The 20,367-nt window shown below is 26.4% G+C and carries 18 protein-coding genes; 1 reads left to right on the top strand and 17 read right to left on the bottom strand.

Going from position 1 to position 20,367, the window contains the following annotated elements; all coding sequences use genetic code 11:
* Positions 1-35 precede the first annotated feature (35 nt).
* The 13 genes from MarbSA_RS10220 to npdG form a co-directional block, all read right to left on the bottom strand.
* Positions 36-1,259 (bottom strand): translation initiation factor IF-2 subunit gamma, encoded by a 1,224-nt coding sequence (locus MarbSA_RS10220; RefSeq protein WP_221061566.1) that lies wholly within the window; start codon positions 1,257-1,259, stop codon positions 36-38.
* 91 nt (positions 1,260-1,350) lie between these two features.
* A complete protein-coding gene (locus MarbSA_RS10215) occupies positions 1,351-1,749 on the bottom strand; it encodes a 30S ribosomal protein S6e (RefSeq protein WP_042703709.1) in 399 nt (132 codons plus the stop codon).
* 489 nt (positions 1,750-2,238) lie between these two features.
* Positions 2,239-4,026, bottom strand: a complete 1,788-nt coding sequence (gene infB / locus MarbSA_RS10210; RefSeq protein WP_221061565.1) for a translation initiation factor IF-2 — start codon at positions 4,024-4,026, stop codon at positions 2,239-2,241.
* 63 nt (positions 4,027-4,089) lie between these two features.
* Positions 4,090-4,542 carry a nucleoside-diphosphate kinase gene (gene ndk / locus MarbSA_RS10205; protein ID WP_221061564.1) on the bottom strand — a complete coding sequence of 151 codons (453 nt, stop codon included), beginning with the start codon at positions 4,540-4,542 and terminating at the stop codon, positions 4,090-4,092.
* A 418-nt stretch (positions 4,543-4,960) separates the two neighbouring features.
* On the bottom strand, positions 4,961-5,125 hold the full coding sequence (locus MarbSA_RS10200; protein ID WP_042703707.1) for a 50S ribosomal protein L24e: 165 nt from the start codon (positions 5,123-5,125) through the stop codon (positions 4,961-4,963).
* A 77-nt stretch (positions 5,126-5,202) separates the two neighbouring features.
* Entirely contained in the window at positions 5,203-5,409 is a 207-nt protein-coding gene (locus MarbSA_RS10195; RefSeq protein ID WP_042703705.1) for a 30S ribosomal protein S28e, read from the bottom strand.
* 85 nt (positions 5,410-5,494) lie between these two features.
* Positions 5,495-5,866: a 50S ribosomal protein L7Ae gene (gene rpl7ae / locus MarbSA_RS10190; RefSeq protein ID WP_042703703.1), complete on the bottom strand. Its 372-nt coding sequence runs from the start codon at positions 5,864-5,866 to the stop codon at positions 5,495-5,497.
* A gap of 972 nt (positions 5,867-6,838) precedes the next feature.
* A complete protein-coding gene (locus MarbSA_RS10185) occupies positions 6,839-7,045 on the bottom strand; it encodes a histone family protein (RefSeq protein ID WP_042703701.1) in 207 nt (68 codons plus the stop codon).
* Between the two features lie 571 nt (positions 7,046-7,616).
* Entirely contained in the window at positions 7,617-8,822 is a 1,206-nt protein-coding gene (gene thrC, locus MarbSA_RS10180) for a threonine synthase (protein ID WP_221061563.1), read from the bottom strand.
* Positions 8,823-9,239: 417 nt separating this feature from the next.
* A complete protein-coding gene (locus tag MarbSA_RS10175) occupies positions 9,240-9,857 on the bottom strand; it encodes a stage II sporulation protein M (RefSeq protein ID WP_054835718.1) in 618 nt (205 codons plus the stop codon).
* Between the two features lie 315 nt (positions 9,858-10,172).
* Positions 10,173-11,261, bottom strand: coding sequence for a tryptophan--tRNA ligase (locus MarbSA_RS10170; protein ID WP_054835719.1), 1,089 nt, complete (start codon positions 11,259-11,261; stop codon positions 10,173-10,175).
* A 292-nt stretch (positions 11,262-11,553) separates the two neighbouring features.
* Positions 11,554-12,078 carry a tRNA-intron lyase gene (gene endA / locus MarbSA_RS10165; protein ID WP_221061562.1) on the bottom strand — a complete coding sequence of 175 codons (525 nt, stop codon included), beginning with the start codon at positions 12,076-12,078 and terminating at the stop codon, positions 11,554-11,556.
* Positions 12,079-12,474: 396 nt separating this feature from the next.
* A complete protein-coding gene (gene npdG / locus MarbSA_RS10160) occupies positions 12,475-13,155 on the bottom strand; it encodes an NADPH-dependent F420 reductase (RefSeq protein ID WP_221061561.1) in 681 nt (226 codons plus the stop codon).
* 739 nt (positions 13,156-13,894) lie between these two features.
* Between npdG and MarbSA_RS10155 the strand changes: the two genes are divergently transcribed.
* On the top strand, positions 13,895-14,425 hold the full coding sequence (locus MarbSA_RS10155) for a DUF2115 domain-containing protein (RefSeq protein WP_221061560.1): 531 nt from the start codon (positions 13,895-13,897) through the stop codon (positions 14,423-14,425).
* An 87-nt stretch (positions 14,426-14,512) separates the two neighbouring features.
* Here MarbSA_RS10155 and MarbSA_RS10150 read toward each other — a convergent pair whose 3' ends face one another.
* From MarbSA_RS10150 to MarbSA_RS10135, 4 genes are all read right to left on the bottom strand, one after another.
* Positions 14,513-16,060 carry an MATE family efflux transporter gene (locus MarbSA_RS10150; RefSeq protein ID WP_221061559.1) on the bottom strand — a complete coding sequence of 516 codons (1,548 nt, stop codon included), beginning with the start codon at positions 16,058-16,060 and terminating at the stop codon, positions 14,513-14,515.
* Between the two features lie 767 nt (positions 16,061-16,827).
* Positions 16,828-18,312, bottom strand: a complete 1,485-nt coding sequence (locus tag MarbSA_RS10145; RefSeq protein ID WP_221061558.1) for a glutamate synthase-related protein — start codon at positions 18,310-18,312, stop codon at positions 16,828-16,830.
* A 207-nt stretch (positions 18,313-18,519) separates the two neighbouring features.
* A complete protein-coding gene (locus MarbSA_RS10140) occupies positions 18,520-19,191 on the bottom strand; it encodes a GltB/FmdC/FwdC-like GXGXG domain-containing protein (RefSeq protein ID WP_054835479.1) in 672 nt (223 codons plus the stop codon).
* 168 nt (positions 19,192-19,359) lie between these two features.
* The gene (locus tag MarbSA_RS10135) at positions 19,360-20,325 is read right to left on the bottom strand and encodes a class II glutamine amidotransferase domain-containing protein (RefSeq protein ID WP_221061557.1); all 966 of its coding nucleotides are present in this window, start codon (positions 20,323-20,325) and stop codon (positions 19,360-19,362) included.
* Between the last annotated feature and the right edge of the window lie 42 nt (positions 20,326-20,367).

Below are 20,367 nucleotides of genomic sequence, written 5' to 3'. Positions count from 1 at the left end.
TTATGATCTCTTTTTCACAACAATTTTTAAAATTACTATTGGATGATTCCATAACCAATCAATCTCCAACGAGCTCCAACTCTACGACTCAAAGCTACCCTATCTCCTTTGTCAGCACAAACAGGTAATTTTAAAGTTACTTGAACATTACCTTTAACTTTTGTTACAACACCAATTGTAGTAGTTGTACCACAGTTTATCATTAAAGGCTCTTTAATTTTAATTGGAGCTACATCTCTTTCTTCTTTAGTGCCAACAACACGATCTAAAAGATGAGTTTCCATTTCAAAGCTATGTAAAACATCAGGAAGAGTTCCAGGTTCTCCAGCTACAGAACCAGAAAGAGAATCTGCTTTTGTAAGTGATGGATCTAATTTAGTAGCTACACCTATAAGTCCTCCAGGTCCAACTTCATCAACGTCTTCTCCACCAACATTCAATCCAACAATTTTTGATTGTAAAGATATCCAAGCATTTCTTCCATCCCTCTTATTTTCAATACCTGGACGGATTTCAATATCTTGACCTTCTTTTAATGTACCTTGAATCAAAGTTCCACCGATAACTCCCCCTCTAATATCATTAGGATGAGAACCAGGTTTATTAATATCAAAAGACCTAGCAACATGCATTCTAGAAGGTTTATTTGGATCTCTAATTGGAGTTTTAATTTTTTTATCAATAGCATCAATTAATATATCAATATTAGCTCCTTGTTGAGCTGAAACAGGAATAATTGGTGCGCCTTCTGCACAAGTACCTTTTACAAACTCTTGAATCTCATTATAGCTCTCAATAGCTCTTTCTTTAGAAACTATATCTATCTTATTTTGAACAACAATAACATCGGTTACTCCAATAACATCAAGAGCCATTAAATGTTCTTTAGTTTGAGGTTGAGGACAGTATTCATTAGCAGCTATTACAAGAACTGCACCATCCATTATTGCAGCACCAGATAACATAGTAGCCATAAGGGTTTCATGCCCAGGAGCATCAACAAAAGATACTTTTCTTAAAAATTCAGTTTCTTCTCCACAGTGCTCACAAGTTATCGCTGTTGTATAGCATAAAGGTTCACCACACTTGTTACATTTTCTAAATTCAATATCAGCATAACCTAAACGAATAGATATGCCTCTTTTTGTTTCTTCGCTGTGAGTATCTGTCCAGATACCTGATAATGCTTTGGTAAGAGTTGTTTTACCATGATCGACATGACCCACTAGCCCTATGTTAACATCAGACTGTACTTTCACAGATTACACCTGCTGTGTTTTTATTTTGAAAATATTCTACAATTCCATACATAATATTTCACTGATAATAAAATAACTATAAATAACCAAATTATTCTTCTGAAGACTCATCTTCATCAGTACTTGGATTAAGTATAGCATCAATAGATTTATTACCTGCTTCAGTTACAATAGTGTTAATTTGAACAATATCATCAGATATAGTATTTCCTCTTAATGTTTTTCTTCTTTTAACACCATCAGCTTTAGGTTTGTAACCTATACCACCAGATAATAAACTTTTAATCCTTCTAGGACCTTCGATATCTTTTTTCATTGGAAAACCATTTTTATCACTACCACCAGTAATTTTTAAAGTATATCCATCGAGTCCTATTAAATCCCCACTTAATTCATCACCAATAGCTAAACCAATGATTTGTCTTTCATTAGTATCTACTTCAATTTGATGACTTTCTTCTTTTTCTGAAATAACAACTTTAAATACCAAAAAATTCCTCCTTTAAACAAATTTAAACGATTGATCTTCAATAATTGAGAACAAATAAAAATTCAATCTAACAAAAATTCAATATAATCTAAATTAATTATAATCTATACATATAAATATAACATATTTTATCTTAACATATAATCTATATTTACTATATATTTATTATAACCCATTATATTATTTTTATTATTAATATTTTTATTAGTTTTATTATTATTAGTTTTATTATTAATATAATTAATAATTTATTAAGTATTATTAATCTAATTAATCTATTTTATTAGTTTTATTGTATTTATTATAATTTTAAAATCTTATAATTTTAAAATCTATTATTATTTTATAATTTATTCTAGTTTTATTACTCTAGATTTATTACTAATCTAATTATTAATTTTATTAACTTTATTAATATTAACTTTATTAATATTAATTTTATTAATATTAGATTATCTATTATTAATTAAGCTTATAATTTTATTAACCTTATTCAAAAAGTCCAAATGTACCCCAATCAGGATCAATTTTTCTTTTGATAGTTAATATTTCATTTAAGGTTTCAAATTCATCTTCAGTTAATTTATCCTTAAATTCTCTTTCTAAAATTTTATAATGCTTTTCTGGAATATCAACATATAGATTATCTCCTTCTTCAAAATCTTTTCCAACAATCGCATCCTTAATTGCCATTGCAACTTTTTGACCTTTGCTTATAGAAGGTAGATTATCTCCTTTGTCCTGCATACTTTCAATGGATCCAACAACATTCCCATTATGATTCATTAAAGATAAACCTTGCTTTATAGTTCCACTGAGAACCTCAATTCCTGCAATAGCAGGTTTACTCTGCCTAAATATAAGTTTAGGAATAATTCTAATTTTTGCAGGTTTAATTATAGCATCCAACCACTTTTGTCTCTGCTCTTTTTCTTTTTCTTTAATCCAAACATCATATTCTTCAGTAATTTGATATATTACATTACCAGAAAAGAGTTTTATCTCAGAATTATCCAATTCTTCTTGGGCAGTTGGGTGAACTTTAACATTAAAAGCAATTATAACCCCATGAGATGGATCTTCTTGCTGTACAATAGATGCATTAATAACATCTCTTTTAGAAACATCTCCAATTTCAGCAGTTCTAATTGGAATATCCATAGACTGTAATAAATTTACAAGAGCTTCAAGAGAACCAAGAGTATCGGCTTTAGCCATTACTCCATTTTCATTGGTATGGATTGTGATATCTTCAATTTCCCTTAAAATTTCCTCTTTAACATGATCTCCATCTTTAGTTACTCTCAAAGGAGAACCGGAAATAACATTATCAAGATTAGGAGCTGCAATTTTTATACCAGCTGCAGCTACTACTTCATTAACTTTTTTAAACTTTTTCTTTGAATCTCTCATCTCTTCTAAAGGAAGAGGTCTTAAAATTGACCTAATTTTAGTTGTAAGAACATCTCCTACTTCCATCAAAGCAACTTCATCATCCTTTTTTAGAATACCATCATATATAATAGCATCTACTGTAACTCCAAGCCCAGTTTCTTCTTTAATTTCTAAAACCGTTCCTTTTGCAGGAGAATTTTCCTCAATTTTTAATTGTTCAGTTAGATATTCTTGAGCAAGTCCAAGTAACATTGCAAGTAACTCTACAATTCCTTCTCCAGACTTAGCACTAATAGGAATAATACTAATTTGAGAAGAAAAGTCAGTTATACGATCAAATCTTTCAGATTGAAATCCTTCTTTATGTAAAATTCCAACCAGTTCATAAATTTGTTTATCTAAATTCAATTGAGTATTTTGAGCTTGATTTGAAAAAGATTTTGAAAATGAAGTGTTTTTATGAGTTTCCCATCCAAAAATCCTATCTATTTTATTTGCAGCTATTATGAAAGGAGTTTTATACATTTTAAGAATGTTTAAAGCTTCGAAAGTCTGAGGTTTAAAACCTTCATTAATATCCACAATAAGAATAGCTAAGTCTGCTAATGCTCCTCCACGTTTTCTAAGACTAGTAAAAGCTTCATGACCAGGAGTATCAATAAAAAATAAACCAGGGATATCTTTTTGAATAGATAATTTTCCAATGAAATTTCCACATATATTTTCTATTGTCTCTATAGGTATTTCAGTAGCACCGATATGTTGGGTTATTCCACCAGCTTCTTTAGATGCAATAGTACTTCCTCTGATAAAATCAAGGAGAGTTGTTTTACCATGATCCACATGGCCAAGAACAGATACAATAGGGGATCGAATCTTCATAATTTTCTAATTTATAATTTTATAGTATGATTAAAAATTAACAAATATTATTCTAATAAATATTTATTCATAAATCCAAGGGTCATCAGCTATTTTATATTCACAAATTTCATCTTCATTGAAAAATAAAGATATCTCCCTTTCAGCAGAAGCTGGAGAATCAGAAGCATGTATAATATTTCTACCCATATCCATTGCAAAATCTCCTCTTATAGTACCAAGATCTGCTTCTTTAGGATTAGTAGCACCAACTATCTTTCTAATCAATGATATCGCATCATCACCTTTAATTACCATAGCAAATGAAGGAGATGAAGTTATATAACTAACTAAATCATTGAAAAAAGGTTTTTCAGAATGTTCACCATAATGCTCTTTTGCAAGATCTTCATCTATCTTTAAAAGTTTTGCAGCTACAACTTGAAGTCCTTTTTCTTCAAATCTAGTTAAAATTTTTCCCATGATTCTTCTTTGCACAGCATCAGGTTTCATCATAACAAAGCTTTTTTCCATCATCTTTTTAACCTCATGAATTAATTTATGAATTAAATTTATTATTAGATTTAGCATTATATTTATTAAATTTATTATTTATTATTAAATTAATTATTAATTAATACTAATTATTAATTAATATTAATAATTAATTAATATTAAAAATTAATATAATTAAGTAATACAATAGAATAGTTATTAATAGATAATTATTAGATTATTAAATCATGAAATTATGAAATTCATATCTAATTTTTATAGCTAAATAAACCATTATAGCTACTAATCATGTATCTAATCTAGTTTATAGCTAAAATTAAGTTATTAATAAGCATTAATAAATAAATATTAAATGAATATTAAATACCTAAAAATACCTAACAATAAATAAATGAAATAATATTATTTGATAATATAACTTAGTTATATCACCATAATATTAATTTTCTTTTACCCATTTAACTTTTCTTGGAACTCTTCCAAGCTTAATCATATTTTTTTCACATTTACTACTACAGAAGAAGTATATGGAACCATCTTTTTTAACATACATTTTTCCAGTACCTTCTTCTATCTCTTCTTTACAAAATGAACAAGTTCTCATTATATTCACCTTTAGAATTTAAGTTAATTAAGAATATCCTAATATCTAGCTAAAGCACAGCATAAAGCCATAGCCAATTAAGGAGTCTTAATCTCCTTAGCTTCTCTAATTGTGTCTAATAACATCAAAATATCGCCTTGTCTAACAGGACCCATAATATTTCGAGTTAATATTCTTCCCTTGTCTCTTCCATCGAGGATTCTGCACTTAACTTGCATTACCTCACCAGTCATTCCAGTTCTTTTCAAAACTTCAATGACTTCTGCTGGACTTCCTTCTTCCATATAATCACCTGTTAATAATTTTAGAGCATTTTATTATTTAATGCTCTTTAAACAGATCAAGAAAAATAATTAATTATTAAAATAATTAATTTTTAAGTTCTTCGACTTTTTCCACAACTTCTTTTACTAGCTCTTCAGCTTCACCAGCATCAACAATAGCAGCTGAAGCAGTACCAACATTCAAACCTGCTGCTCCACCAACTTCTTCTTTGGTAGGCAAGTAAACATAAGGAATTTCTTTTTCTTCAGCAAGAACAGGAATGTGTGCAACAATCTCTGCAGGATCAACATTTTCTGCAATTACAACTAATTCTACATTTCCTCTTTCTATAAATTTAGTAACTTCGTTAGTTCCTTTAGCTACTTTTCCAGTATTCCTTGCGGTTTCTAATGCTTCTTCAGCTTTTTCAGCTATTTCTTGTGGGGTGTCAAATTTTACATAAATTGCTTTTGCCATATTATTTACCTCCTTTTTCATCTGGCATTTGCCATCCATCGGCAAATATTATAACTGCAGTTTTAAAAACATTATTTTTTAAAAACATTATAATAATCACTATAAATAATAAATACTATAATAATTTAAAATACTATAATATTATCTAATAATACTATAATATTATTTAATATATCATTTTATTAGAGATTACTTAATATTATAAATTATCTGCTGTTATAATAAGTATATCATATTAAATATTTTATAAATGTCTATAAAAAGAACTAAATTGACTATGAAAATAAAATAAGCTAAAATTAAGATATCAACAAAAATATTATTAAATATAATTATTGATTTTAGCTAAAACATCATTACACAATAGTTAAAAACTAATTGCATCAATTATAGCCTTATAATCTCAAAAATTTAGAATTCTGAATAATATTAAAACAATTCAGATAAAATCATTTAAAATATTAATAAAAATATTAATGAAATATAAAGTCTTGAGAATAGACTATAATAAATATATTTTCATAGCTTATAAAGTTTTTCAATATCTGATTCTAAATTCTAATTATATACCTAATTATTATATTAAAAAGTAGTTATTATTATTTATATTATCATAATATTTAACTTTTAATAAATAACTTCTATAAATATAAAGTTGCATATTAATTATTGATTAATTCAATATATAAAATTCAATATTTAAATATAAATATCTAATATTAAATAATAGTATTCAATATAAAGCAAAATAGAAATAAACTCATAAAATATATTAACAAATTAAATAATTAGAAATAAAAAACTAGAAATAAAAAATTAGAAATATATAGTTCTTAGAAATAAAAAAATAAAATAGAAAATATCTTACAAATAAACCAATACTAAAAGCAAATAATATCCTTACTGTATATCATTACTATATAGTATTGAATAGTTTTACTAAAAGTAAAACCATTAACTATTTATATATAATTAACTACAAGTTTTTGTAGCCAATTTAATATCTTCTACTTTTACAGTTTTTCTACCAGCATGTCTTGCAAATCCAACAGCTTTAGCAGCAATGTCGTTTCCACATTCTTCGATTGCTTCAGCTAATGCTTCTTTAGCACCGTCACTGACTCTGTCAGCACCAGCGTTTTTTAAGATTCTACCGATAGGAGCAATTGGTAATTCCATATTTTCACCTCATAATTTTGTAATTATAAGTGTATCTTTCATCATATATAAATATATTGGTTCTAAATTAGTAAATTTCAATATCCCACCAACCTAGTCAATTTTATTTTATATTAAAGATTGGAATTTTTCATTATTCGATATCTATACAAGACCACTTAACTAAATAAATTTAGATAAAATTTTCATAAATTAAGCTCAACTCATAGCCATTACAATTATGATTTCAAAAATATAGAATTAATATTATAAAAATAAAGTCAAGTTTAATAATTAATAAATTTTGCAGAAATTATAGAAATAATAACATACTTTAAATAGAAATACGTTTCAAAAATAATGAAAATAAAAAATAAAATAAAAATCTAGTAAAAAAATAGAATAATTTGATAATAAAATAATGGTATTAATAACAATATTAATTTTAATAAAATTAATAATAAGATTAGTAATAATAAAACTAAAATAATAATATTAATAATAATAATGAAATTAAAAATAGAATAATAAAAAATAATAAAATAAAAGAATAAATAATAATATTCAAAAAATAAGTAAAAATATTTAAAAATTATTTATTTAATAAAACTTTTTTTAAAGCATCAACATCTGCATCAATCTCGATAGGTTCAACACAAGCATTGATAGCAGTGTTTGGATCTTTAAGCAGATGTCCAGTAACTATACATACAACTTGTTCACCTTTATCAATTATTCCTTCGGCAACAAGTTTTTTAAGACCTGCTATTGAAGCAGCTGATGCAGGTTCAACCCCTATTCCTTCTTTTCTTGCAAGTTCCTTTTGAGCTTCTAAAATCTCATCATCAGTAACAGTTTCAGCAAAACCATTAGAATCATAAATAGCTCTCAAAGCTTTAATAGAACTTACTGGAGCTCCAATTCTAATAGCTGTAGCTATAGTTTCAGGATTTTCTGTTGGAACCAGATCCATAGTATTCTTTCTAAAAGCATTTACAATTGGACATGCACCTTCTGCTTGAATACCAGTCATCATAGGAAGACTATCAATAAAACCTGCCTTATAAAATTCAGTGACTCCTTTCCAAATAGCAGAAATATTTCCAGCATTACCTACTGGTAAAATAATCCTGTCTGGAGATTTCCATCCAAGTTCATGAACAATTTCAAATCCAATTGATTTTTGTCCTTCAAGTCTATAAGGATTAATAGAATTAAGAAGATATAAATGTTTTTCAAGAGCAAGAGCTGTTACAGCTTCAAGAGCTTCATCAAAATTACCAGTAACTGAAAGTACTTCTGCTCCATGGAACATTGCCTGAGCTAACTTTCCGAGAGCTACTTTTCCACTCGGAAGAAGAACAACACATCTAAGACCAGCTCTAGCTGCATAAGCTGCAAGTGATGCAGAAGTATTACCAGTAGAAGCACAACCAACAGTATCCACACCAAGTTCCATAGCTTTAGTCATCCCAACACTCATACCACGATCTTTAAAACTTCCAGTTGGGTTTGAACCTTCTACTTTAACAAAAAGTTCAATTCCAAGTTCACTGCCTAACTTATCACATTTACAAAATGGAGTTCCACCTTCATCTAAAGAAACCATCTTAGTTTCATCAACTGGCATAAACTCTTTATACTTCCATAATGTATCTTTTCTACAATCAAAAATATCTTTAGAAATATCTAAATTTTCAATATCTATACCTACTTCTAATACAGAACCACACTCTTTACAAGTGTATATAACTTCATTATCCTTATATTTTGTATTACAATTTACACATACAATCATAAAACCACTTTAATATAAAAAAATTTAATATAAAACTATTTTGATAAGCAAAAAATATAATATAATTATTTTATTATAAATTAAATCTATTATAATCACCTAACATACAATAATATATTATTTTTTATTGATAATAATATATAAATTTAATATATAATCACAAATTCAATGTTAAAAAATTATAAAATTATAAATGATATATAAATATTATGAATATATCCCTAAAAATATAAAAACTATTTTTATAAAAAATATAAAAATTATTTATAAAGTTATGAATATATTTATAAAAATTATTTAATAAAATTAAAAATATTGTTTATAAAAATTATAATTATTATTTATAAATAATTATTATTTACAAAATTATAAAAAATATAAATATAATTTCTCTCTAAAAAAATAATATTATAATGATTAGAAGATCATGAAAAGTCTAGCTATGCCTATAGTAAGATAAGCCTCTATAAATGCAGCTATTATAAATAATACAACTGAAAAACCTAATAAAACTAAAGATTGAGTTAATCTATTTATATTATTATTTAAAGAATTAGCTATCCTATTTTTTACTGATAATCTAACCTCATCATTAGTAATAACTGGTTTAACAATACCTTTAAAAAATTCAACTAAGAATTTAAACATGATAAATCCACTTGAGCCTGCAATAATAATAGCAGGAATTTCAAATATTCCATGAGGTAATGTTAAAAGTAAAAATGAATACAAAGGCATTTTAGTCGCAAAATATCCAATAAAAACACCATTAGAAATTAAAACAGAAGCAGTTAACAAACCAAAGGTTATAGCTCCACAATATAATATTATACCAACATATACATTATTAAAAAATATTGAATCATGAGTTAATTGGATATCTCCTTGTTGAACTCTTTCACGAAAAGAATTAATCACAGGATTCATAGCTTCTGAAATATAAGATGCAAAAAAGTATCCAAAAAGCATTGGAATAACAAATAACAATGTTGAAAATAAGATTATAAATTTGTTCTCTGAAAATGCACTCTTCAACTCATCCCATATAATAGAAAAATAATATCTAATATTTTGCAGTATACCACCTATTAATTAAATTTTAATCGATTTTAATTAAATCATTAAGAATCTATTTAATAAAAGATTCCAAATGAATTAATATATTAGTAAATCATTCTATAAATAATATATTATTTAATGAATTAAATAGTTTTAATAATAAATAATTTTAATAATTTATTATTAAAAATAATAAAATTAAGCTTTTTACATTAGATTTTTTAAGTTAAGTTTTTTAAATCTTAAATTAATTTTGAATAAAAAATAACTCAAAAAATGTTATTTTAAAAATTATAAAAGAGTTTTTGCGATTTCTAATGACTCTTCCCTCTTATCAGCTAATCTTTCAAAGAATTTTTTCATTTTTTCTGCAGTAATTGTTTTACATTCTCCACAAAGCAAAGTTCCATTTTTACAATTCTCATAAACATTTTTAAGTTCATCATCATCATCAATTAAATGATATACTAACATTTCATAAACAACACATTGATCAGGACAACCACCAAGTTTTTTTTGCTCTTCTAAACTTTCACGACCACCAGTTTTAGCTGATTTAACTTTCTTTTCAGCTTCATTTGGAGAGTCATTTAAGTAAATAGCTGTTTTTGGATCACTACTTGACATCTTACCTCCAGTAAGCCCTGTAAGAAATCTATGATATGTAGAAGAAGGAGGAATAAAACCATATTTAGATTTAAATCTATCAGAAATATCACGAGTTAATCTTATATGAGGATCCTGATCTACACCAACAGGGACAACAACATGTTTCGGACCACCATATTCTTCTATTTGAGGAAGTAAAATATCAGCTACCTGAACAATAGGAGCATATAAATGAGATATACTTGTAGATGGAGAAAACCCATATATAGCTTTTAATTCATTGAAATTAGTTTTTTTAGATAATTCAAAAGCCAAATTTTTAACAGGATCATGTTCTGACTGTAAATAAACCAAAACATTTTCATCAGTTAAATCAAGCCCAAGGGCAATATAATTAGATAAATATTCTGTAACAGCCATTTCTTTTGCCTGATTAAAATCAATCCCTCGTGCACCATATGATTCCATATCAGCTATAGGTAAAGATAAATTTCCACCTTTTTTAAGATACCATTTAAGTTGATCTACAACCATTTTATGGCCTATATGCATCTTTCCACTTGGCATCATGCCTGAAACAACAGCAAATTCCTTGTTTTTGTTTACCAAAGGAATTATTTTCTCAAAATCTCTATGTCCAAATATAACTCCTCTTGTCATGAGAGGTAATGGATCTTCAATATCTTTTAAAACACTGGAAAATTTTTTTATTCCAAATTTATTTACTAATTTATCATAATCAACTGATGATGATGCCCATGGGTCAATCAAAAAATCACCTAAAACTTCTAATATAATACTAAAATCAATACTCAATCAATACAAATGCAAGAAATACAAACTAATACTACAATAAATACAAATACAAACTATTAAATCAATACTATAATTAATACTATAATCAATACAAATACGAACCAATATTACCATCAATAGAAATCAATATACAATCAAACAAATATAAATAATAAAAATACAAAACAATAATCAACAGTATAAGATAATAATATAAACTTAGTATATTAATATATTATATATTTAAAAAATCTATAATATATATAAATTAAGGTCTAGTCCATTCTATTTTATAGTAAGTAATATCCTCTTCATCATCTACAACAGCCATTAAAAGGCTTTTTTTAACACCATGAGATACCCTTACATAGCTAGCAAAATCTAAAGCATTAATATCATAATCTTCATGTATGATTTTTACAAGATATTCAGAATGACCATCTCCTGGAGACTTTCCCCTTTCATAAAGTCTAAATTCAGAACCATATTTGAAACCAGTTTTTATGATGTATCCTCTATCTTTTAAATCATTATACACACAGTACTTTGCATAGTTTCCTTTTTTCTTGATAATCTCCCTGATATAATTTATTTCTAATTTTTCATCAGAATCTACATTATAAATATTCAACCTTCCATTTTCCATTAAATAAAAAGCCTCAATAAGAGAAAGTTCAAGAACACTATCTTCAAGCTTTCCAAAAAAACTTTTCTGATTAAGAGAAATAGCTTTTTGATTAAGGTTTTCTTTAATAGTTATAGTCACTATTTCATCAGTTAAGCAGCCGCGCATTTAATACCTCTTAAATTCATACTAAGTATGATTATAAACTATTTTCAATACAATAAATCATGATTTTTGAATAAATTTAAATTATAATAAAGATTATTTGAAATATATACCTAAAAAATATATCTAAAAAATATGTATATAAAATAAATACATAATATAGAAATTATGGATAAACATACAAAACATAATAATTATAGATAAAAATATTTAATAAAATATTAGATAAAATATATAGAAATTATAGATAAAATATAGATAAAAAACACCTATAATATATAAAAAAATACCTAACAAGAATATCTACAAGAATCTAATAAAAATAATTTTTATAGATAAATAATATCTAGCACAAATAATACTCATAATTATTTTTAAATATAATTCTTATTAAATAAATTATTTTTTATCTAAACCAGTTATTCTAATTCCTGCATGATGAGACTTATTTTTAATATTAAGACCTATTAACAAAGGAGTAATTTTTTCAACAATTTTAGTTCTTGATAAAGGTCCACAATCAATTGCATTAACTCCTGGAAGTTTATTAACAAGTTCAATTGCTTTTAATTTAGATTCATCATCATCTCCACAAACTAAACAATCACAATCAATTTTTTCTTCGTGATTCATCAAACTTGAGGAACAAATATTGCTATATGCAGACACAATACTTACATCCTTATCTTTTAAAATAGCTGCAGTCCTTTCAGCTGCAGAACCTTCCCAAACTTCTACAAATTCAGTTGGTGATCCTCCAATATTAGAACTAAGTGATGCAGTTGCATCAATAATAATTTTACCATCCACATAATCTTTTATACTGTCTAAAGTAGCTTTTTGAGCTTGAAGAGGTACAGTCAATATAATTATATCCGCAATAATTGTTGCATCAGGATTACTCAATCCTTCTAAGTTTTCAATATTTGTCTTACCTAAAAGATTTTCAATTTCAGCAACTGCATTCTCTGCTTTTTCAGCTTTTCTTGAGCCAATAACAACATCTTCACCACTTTTTGCATAACGCAAAGCTAATCCTAATCCTTGATCTCCGGTTCCACCTATAATAGCAATTTTCATATTTTATCCCTCATATCAATTATTTTCTATTTAATAGTAATTATTTATTTAATATATTATGTTTATATCTTATATTATTACATTCATTTTATTAATCTTACACAATATAATTCTCAATTATAGTATAATAAGAATATTATATTTCTAAAATTACTAATATCTTTAAAATTACTAATATTTTTAAATAAATAGCTATAATAAAATTAATAACATTATTAATTATAATTAATAATTATAATTAATAGTTATTAACATATTAATTAATATAATTATTAACCTACTAATTAATATTATTATTAACCTAATTAATTAACATAATTATTAAATTACCTAGATAATTATTAGTTTAATAGCTAATAATTAGTAAAAAACCATTATATAGTCGTATTAATGTTTATATTAAAATGTCATATAATTGAAATATTAATTTATTTTATTAGTAAGTATATTTATGTATTCTATAATTATGTATATGAATGTATTTTTAATATTCTAATATAAAGCCATATTATATTTAAATAATATGTCTTTTTAGAATTTTGTTGAACTCCATTAATAAATATTACTTCTAAAATAGATATTGATTTTAAAAGTTACAATAAAAATTTAGAATAAAAATTTAATAAAAATTTAATAAAAATATAAAATTAAAGATAATAAAATATCCAAATAATAAAAAATAAAAAAATAAAAATAATAGTAAAATAAGAAGTATTAAATATAAAATAAGGTTTTTATAATGTTTAAAGAACTTAATGAATTTAAATCAAGGAAAAACATTTTAAAGAAAGATTTAATGGAAATTATCAAAAAATTAGCTAATAGAATTTCTGTTCATGACCTTATGTTAGCTACTGTAATATTAAGAGAAGAAGGGAAATATGTTCAATCAAGCTACAGAGAAGGATATTTTGAAATCTATATAAAATACTTTATTATGAGAATAAAAGATGTAAGAGAAGATAAAAATTATTATAATTCAAAAATATCTAATGAATCTGATTTTTTAGAAGCTATTGAATTGTTAGAAACACAATTTAAAAATAAAGAATTATATGAAAATGATAAATTTCCCCTAATTTATACAATAATCAGTTTGTATACTACCTTCATATTAAATGAACCAATACATCCTATTGGAACTCCTTTTCCAGGAAATTTAAAAGTTACTTATGAAAATGGAACTTATTTTTGTCCTGTAAAAGACAAGCAAAAAGAAAATCCAAATGCAGTTTGTAGATTCTGCATAGCTAAACAATCTGATTTTTAATATAAGTAATTAGTTAATATAAGTAATTAGAAAAATAAGATAAATTATTAGTTTTTTTAAAAAATAAAGTTTAAATAACTAGATTAGTTATTCTAAAGCTTCATTTTCCCCACCTTTAATAGCTACAACTTTTTTTATATATAATTTAGACCATATCAGTGCTATTAAACTTCCAATTATATTTCCAATTACAATTCCCCACCATACACCGTATTGACCCATTCCAAGAGGAATAGCTAATATATAAGCAAATACAACAACAAGCAATAACTCCCTTATAGCTGTAAGCATGAAAGAATCCAATCCTTTACCAACACCTTGGAAAATAGAAGCTGCAGTTGAACCCATTGGGACAAAAAGGTAAAATAGAGCCATTACTCTTAAAAAATCAGTTATAGGGCCATTTAAAGCAGCTGTTTCAGGAGAATATGTAAATAACATTGCTATATATGGTGCAAGAATAAATGTAGATACAGCTGTAATAATAGATATTATAGTTCCAATTTTAATAGAGTAGTTTTGAATAATACTGAAATTTTCATATCTTCTAGCACCAAATGAAGCTCCAACAATAGCTACAACAGAAATAGATACTGATATTATTGGAACAATAGCTATCATAAGAACTCTCCAACCAGATGAATAAATAGCTACAGCATCAGCTCCAGAAACAGATACTAAAATCATGTTTAAAGAACCTGCAAGTATTGCCATTATTAAAAACTCAGCACCAGCAGGAATACCAACGGCTAAAATCTTTTTTAAAATATCTTTACTGAAATCAAAAAATTTTAAGGATATTCTAATATAAGTATCCTTCTTAAACCAGTAAAGAATAATAAAACTTGAAACAGCCATTGATAACACAGTTGCAATCCCTGCACCTGCAATTCCATAACCCCAAGTATATATAAACAAAGGATCGAGAATTATATTGAGAATAGCTCCTAAAGACATTGCATAAGTAGTTTTTTTAACATTTCCTTCTGCACGAAGTATTCCATAAGCAGCTGCTGTAAATACAATAAATATAGACCCTGCAAAGACAATATTACCATAGGCAAGTGCAAGGTTAACAGTAACTCCTGCACCAAGCATTTCAAGAATAGGTCTTAAAAACAAGCCTAAAGAAACCATTATTATAATTGTGAATATTATTGTAAGCAATATTATATGTATTGCAGCATTATTAGCTTTATCCTTACTTCCTTCACCTATAAATCTTGATATAACAGCAGTAGCTCCAGCACCAAGACCATTTGAAAAACCGATGACTACCATGAATATAGGAGTTATAAAACCAACAGCAGCAAGTGCATTTTGACCAAGTCCAGCTACCCATACACCATCTATAAGATTGTATAATGAGGTGATCATCATAGCTATAATCATTGGTCCAGACAACTTTAATATAGCTTTTTTTGGATCTCCAAGAATAGTAGAAACACCCTCAGTTTCTTCAAAATCATTACTATCAAAATCATTATTGTTAATATTATTCTCAATATTAATTTCAGTACTAGTATTTTCAATATTATAATCAGTAGTACTATTCTCAATATTATTACAAGTACTACTATTCTTAGTATTTTTTTTGTTAATTCCATTATTTTGATCTTTTTTATCCCGATTCATCTATCATCAGCCCATCATTAAAAAAATTCATGTTGAAGTCCATTTAATTCAATTTTAATTAATAGTATAATCTATCAATAACCTAATCTATTAATAACCTAATCTATTAATAATAATATAAATTATCTATAAATTATACTAAAAAATATACTAAAAATAATAATCATACTATAAATTATAATAAAAGTTATAATATAAAGTAATAAAAATTATAATATAAAATACTAAAAATTATAAATAAACCGATTATTTTTGTGAATTATAGTATAAAACATAGTAATAAACATTATAAATTAATAAATCAAGTTATAATTAATTATTACTATATTAAAAACAATTATAAATATAAAATAATAAAATAATAAGATAATAAAACATAATAGTAAAAAAATGATTAAAAAAATGCCTAATTTAAGAACATATTAAAAACACATTTGTAAAATCTTATTTTCAATTTATTAAACAAAAATAGGGTAAAGTTTATTTAAATTCAAGTATTCTTATTATTGTATAATTATATTATGTTTTTATCATATATAACTTTTTTTAATATATAATATATTATATTCAAGATAAAAATAATGTTTTAAAGTTTTTCTATGAACTTATAAAATCTATATAAAAGTAAAATCAGAAAAATAAAATCTAAAAATAAATTATAAAAATATAATAAAAAAGTAAATTAAATAAATAAAATCTAAAAATAAATTATAAAAATAAATTATAGAAATAAAGTATTTCTATCTAAATTTTAAAATTTTATAAATCTAATTAGAACCTGCCATCTCAACACCAGTTAAAGCAGAAGCTTCAAGTGTCAAAGATTTAAGATCTTGTTTTTCAATTTTAGTAATATGAGTATTACCCCCTTGTTGAACTAACATACAAGCTTCTTCAGTCATAGCTTTAATGTATCTAGCAACTTGAACTCCTTTTTGTTTATAATCAAGTCTATGGCGTAATTGTATATTTTGAGTAGCAATACCTTTTCTACAGTTCCCTTTAAAGCACATTTGGCAAGTTTTACAACCAATAGCAACTAAAGCAGCAGTAGCTATATAAACTGCATCGGCACCAAGAGCAATAGCTTTAGCTAAATCTGCACCATTTCTAATTCCACCACCAGCAACAAGATCAACACTACTTCTAAGATTAACTTCTTTAAGTGCTTTATCAGCTTCAACAATAGCAGCTAATGTAGGTATTCCTGCATGTTCCATTATAACATCAGGTCCTGCACCAGTACCTCCCTGCATACCATCAACAACTATAATATCAGCTCCACCTTTAGCAGCTATTTTAACATCATCAGCAACACGTCCAGCAGCAAATTTAACCATAATAGGAACTTGCCAGTTAGTAATTTCCCTAAGTTGAGAAATTTTCATACTAAGATCTTCTGGACCAACAATATCCATATGTCTAGCTGGTGAAAGAGCATCAGCACCTTCAGGAATATTTCTAATTTTTGAAACTTCAGCAGTGACTTTTTCACCTAAAAGATGTCCACCCATTCCAGATTTAGCACCTTGACCAATCTTAATCTCAACAGCATCAGCATTATTTAAATAATCAGCAGAAACTCCAAAACGACCAGAAGCATACTGAGCAATTAATTTATTAGCTAATTTTCTTTCTTCTGGAAGCATTCCACCTTCACCAGTATTAGTAGCAGTTCCCGCAATAGTAGAACCAATAGCTAAAGCCATTTTAGCTTCTTTACTAAGAGCACCAAAAGACATTGCACCAATCATTACAGGAGTATCAAGTTTAAGTGGTTTTTCAGCAAATCTACCACCTAAAACAACGTCAGTCCTGCAAGGTTCACGATATTTATCAATAGGAGGTCTTGAAACCTGAGCAGGAGTAATAACTAAATCATCAAATGTAGGAAGAGATCTTACAGATCCAGTACTCCTAATTTTATAAGAACCCTGATTTGATTTTCTTGAAATTTCATTAAGAGTATCATAGGACCATATTCCTCGTTTATCATTAGCTAAAGCACTAACATTAATTGCATTATTAGGACACATTTCTTCACATATCCTGCAACCAACACAATTTTTAGTATGAACTGGATATGGATCCCCATTAATCATTTCATAAACACCATGAGGACAATTGTTTAAACAAGAAAAACATTTATTACAAATATTTTCATCCCTATCATCACACAAATACCAACAACACCCAGGGCGATTAAAATTTCTTTTACATAACATTAAGTCTTTTTCAACTTTAAAAGGCATTTACTCCCTCCTATTAAGTTTTTGAATAAATTATAAATTTTAAAAATATTATACTATAACAAACAAAATATTATAACAAATACAACAGTCTATCCAAGTAAAATATTCCAATAATATACATTATTACAGAGAATACAATATTCCAATATATATAATATTTCAACGAATATAATATTCTAACAAATACAATGATTTCTATTAAGGTTATTAATCACAGTAACAATCTTCTTCTTCATCATTACCATAAAAAGGACGTTTACTTTTAGGAACTATTTTTCTAAACTTTTTATAATCTTCATCAGATAAATCAAAATCATAGCTACTCAAAGTAGTCTTAAGTTCATCTAAATCCTCTTTAGAGATATTTAATAACTTAGCATTTTGACCTAAACTTTCAACAGAACCTTTAACATATATAGCTCCTCTAATAATAGATTCACCAGCATCTTCACCAACATCACCTAAGATAATAATACGGCCACCCATCATAAAAATACCAGTCATGAAACCAGAATCACCGCCAACAACAACAGTGCCTCCTTTCATTATCTCGCCAGTACGAGATCCTGCACTATTTTTAACAACAAGAGTACCATCATAAATTCCTTGACCAGCACCATCACCAGCAGAACCATCTACAATAATCTCTCCACCAGTCATGTTATCACCAACAAACCAGCCAGCATTACCATGAATGATAAGTTGAGCTTTATCTAACATAGTTCCTGCAAAATAACCAGCAGAACCCTCAACTTCAATATAAGCTTTTTCAGTAAGTCCTGCTACAAGATAATGCATTGCATTAGGATTTTTAATTAAAATTTTATTACATTTAGTAGACAATCCTTTTATCTTTTGATTAGCTTCCCTTGGAGTCATTGATGAAAAATCTAGCTCAAAAACCTTATTTTTACTGATATCTTTTTTATTGATATTATTTCCATTAATACCATTTCTATTAATACTATTTTCATCAATATTATTATTAGAATCTTTAGTTAAATTATCGTTAGTTAAATTGTTTGAATCCATAAATAACAACTCCGATTAAATCTCATAAACCCTAACTTCCCCAGGAGAAATCTGTTCAACTTCTTGAGTATCCATAACTTCATGGAGAGCTATTTCTTCAGAAGCAATAGCAAAAACATCATCATTTTCAGCCATTATTCCAGGACGTAAACCTAATTTATCTTTAGCTATTCCAATACCATTAGGAGTTCCAATAATATAAGAAAAAGGACCATCCATATCTTCAACAGATTGTTCTAAAGCTTCTTCAAGAGAATAACCAGTATCTAATTTATCGGCTATATAATGAACAAGACATTCAGTATCATTATTAGTTTCAAATTTATGACCTTTTCTCTCTAAAGGATCTCTAACTTTCCAATAATTCGTAATTTGACCATTATGAACAACAGTAATATCTTTTACAATATAAGTCTGAAATGGGTGAGCATGATACCTATCAACATTACTTTCAGTAGAAAACCTAGTGTGACCAATCGCATGTGTCCCTTTTACATCACGAGTATCATAACGCTCTGCAATCTCATAAACAGACCCAACATCTTTTATCATTTGGAAAGAATGACTTCCATTTAATACTATCACATCATTATCTGCATTAGCAACAGAATAACCATTAATACCCTTATTACCAGATCCAATATTATCAATACTAGTGATTAAAGGTTTTAAATCATGAAAATCATCAAGGGCTATTTTACATTTGTAAATAAAAGAATCCTCAACAGAAGGTATGATTTCATCTTCTTTAATAGGAGTTTTAACATTAATAGCATCTTGAACAGTATGAAGTAAACCTTTTTTATCAGCTACTTGTATATTTAATATATATTCGTTATCTTCAAGACCCATTCCACCATAGATTGCAAAACCTGCAGAATCTGGTCCTCTGTGCTGAAGAGCATGTAACATTTTAGTCATATCAGCTCCAACATTATGTAATTTTTTATCTTTATAAACAATTCCGGCTATCCCACACATGAAATCACCCCTGTTATTATTAATATTTAAAAAATTGATATT

The sequence above is a fragment of the Methanobrevibacter arboriphilus genome (assembly GCF_019669925.1).
In the GTDB taxonomy this organism is placed as follows: domain Archaea; phylum Methanobacteriota; class Methanobacteria; order Methanobacteriales; family Methanobacteriaceae; genus Methanobinarius; species Methanobinarius arboriphilus_A.
Note: the sequence above shows the minus strand (reverse complement) of the source record. Positions and strands in the feature narration are given on the sequence as shown.

Coding starts and splice junctions, on each gene's coding strand:
- npdG (WP_221061561.1), bottom strand. CDS start 13,155: ATGAAAATTGCTATTATAGGTGGAACCGGAGATCAAGGATTAGGATTA.
- MarbSA_RS10145 (WP_221061558.1), bottom strand. CDS start 18,312: ATGCCTTTTAAAGTTGAAAAAGACTTAATGTTATGTAAAAGAAATTTT.
- endA (WP_221061562.1), bottom strand. CDS start 12,078: ATGCGCGGCTGCTTAACTGATGAAATAGTGACTATAACTATTAAAGAA.
- MarbSA_RS10195 (WP_042703705.1), bottom strand. CDS start 5,409: ATGGAAGAAGGAAGTCCAGCAGAAGTCATTGAAGTTTTGAAAAGAACT.
- rpl7ae (WP_042703703.1), bottom strand. CDS start 5,866: ATGGCAAAAGCAATTTATGTAAAATTTGACACCCCACAAGAAATAGCT.
- MarbSA_RS10155 (WP_221061560.1), top strand. CDS start 13,895: ATGTTTAAAGAACTTAATGAATTTAAATCAAGGAAAAACATTTTAAAG.
- MarbSA_RS10135 (WP_221061557.1), bottom strand. CDS start 20,325: ATGTGTGGGATAGCCGGAATTGTTTATAAAGATAAAAAATTACATAAT.
- thrC (WP_221061563.1), bottom strand. CDS start 8,822: ATGATTGTATGTGTAAATTGTAATACAAAATATAAGGATAATGAAGTT.
- infB (WP_221061565.1), bottom strand. CDS start 4,026: ATGAAGATTCGATCCCCTATTGTATCTGTTCTTGGCCATGTGGATCAT.
- MarbSA_RS10200 (WP_042703707.1), bottom strand. CDS start 5,125: ATGAGAACTTGTTCATTTTGTAAAGAAGAGATAGAAGAAGGTACTGGA.
- MarbSA_RS10150 (WP_221061559.1), bottom strand. CDS start 16,060: ATGAATCGGGATAAAAAAGATCAAAATAATGGAATTAACAAAAAAAAT.
- ndk (WP_221061564.1), bottom strand. CDS start 4,542: ATGATGGAAAAAAGCTTTGTTATGATGAAACCTGATGCTGTGCAAAGA.
- MarbSA_RS10140 (WP_054835479.1), bottom strand. CDS start 19,191: ATGACTCCAAGGGAAGCTAATCAAAAGATAAAAGGATTGTCTACTAAA.
- MarbSA_RS10185 (WP_042703701.1), bottom strand. CDS start 7,045: ATGGAATTACCAATTGCTCCTATCGGTAGAATCTTAAAAAACGCTGGT.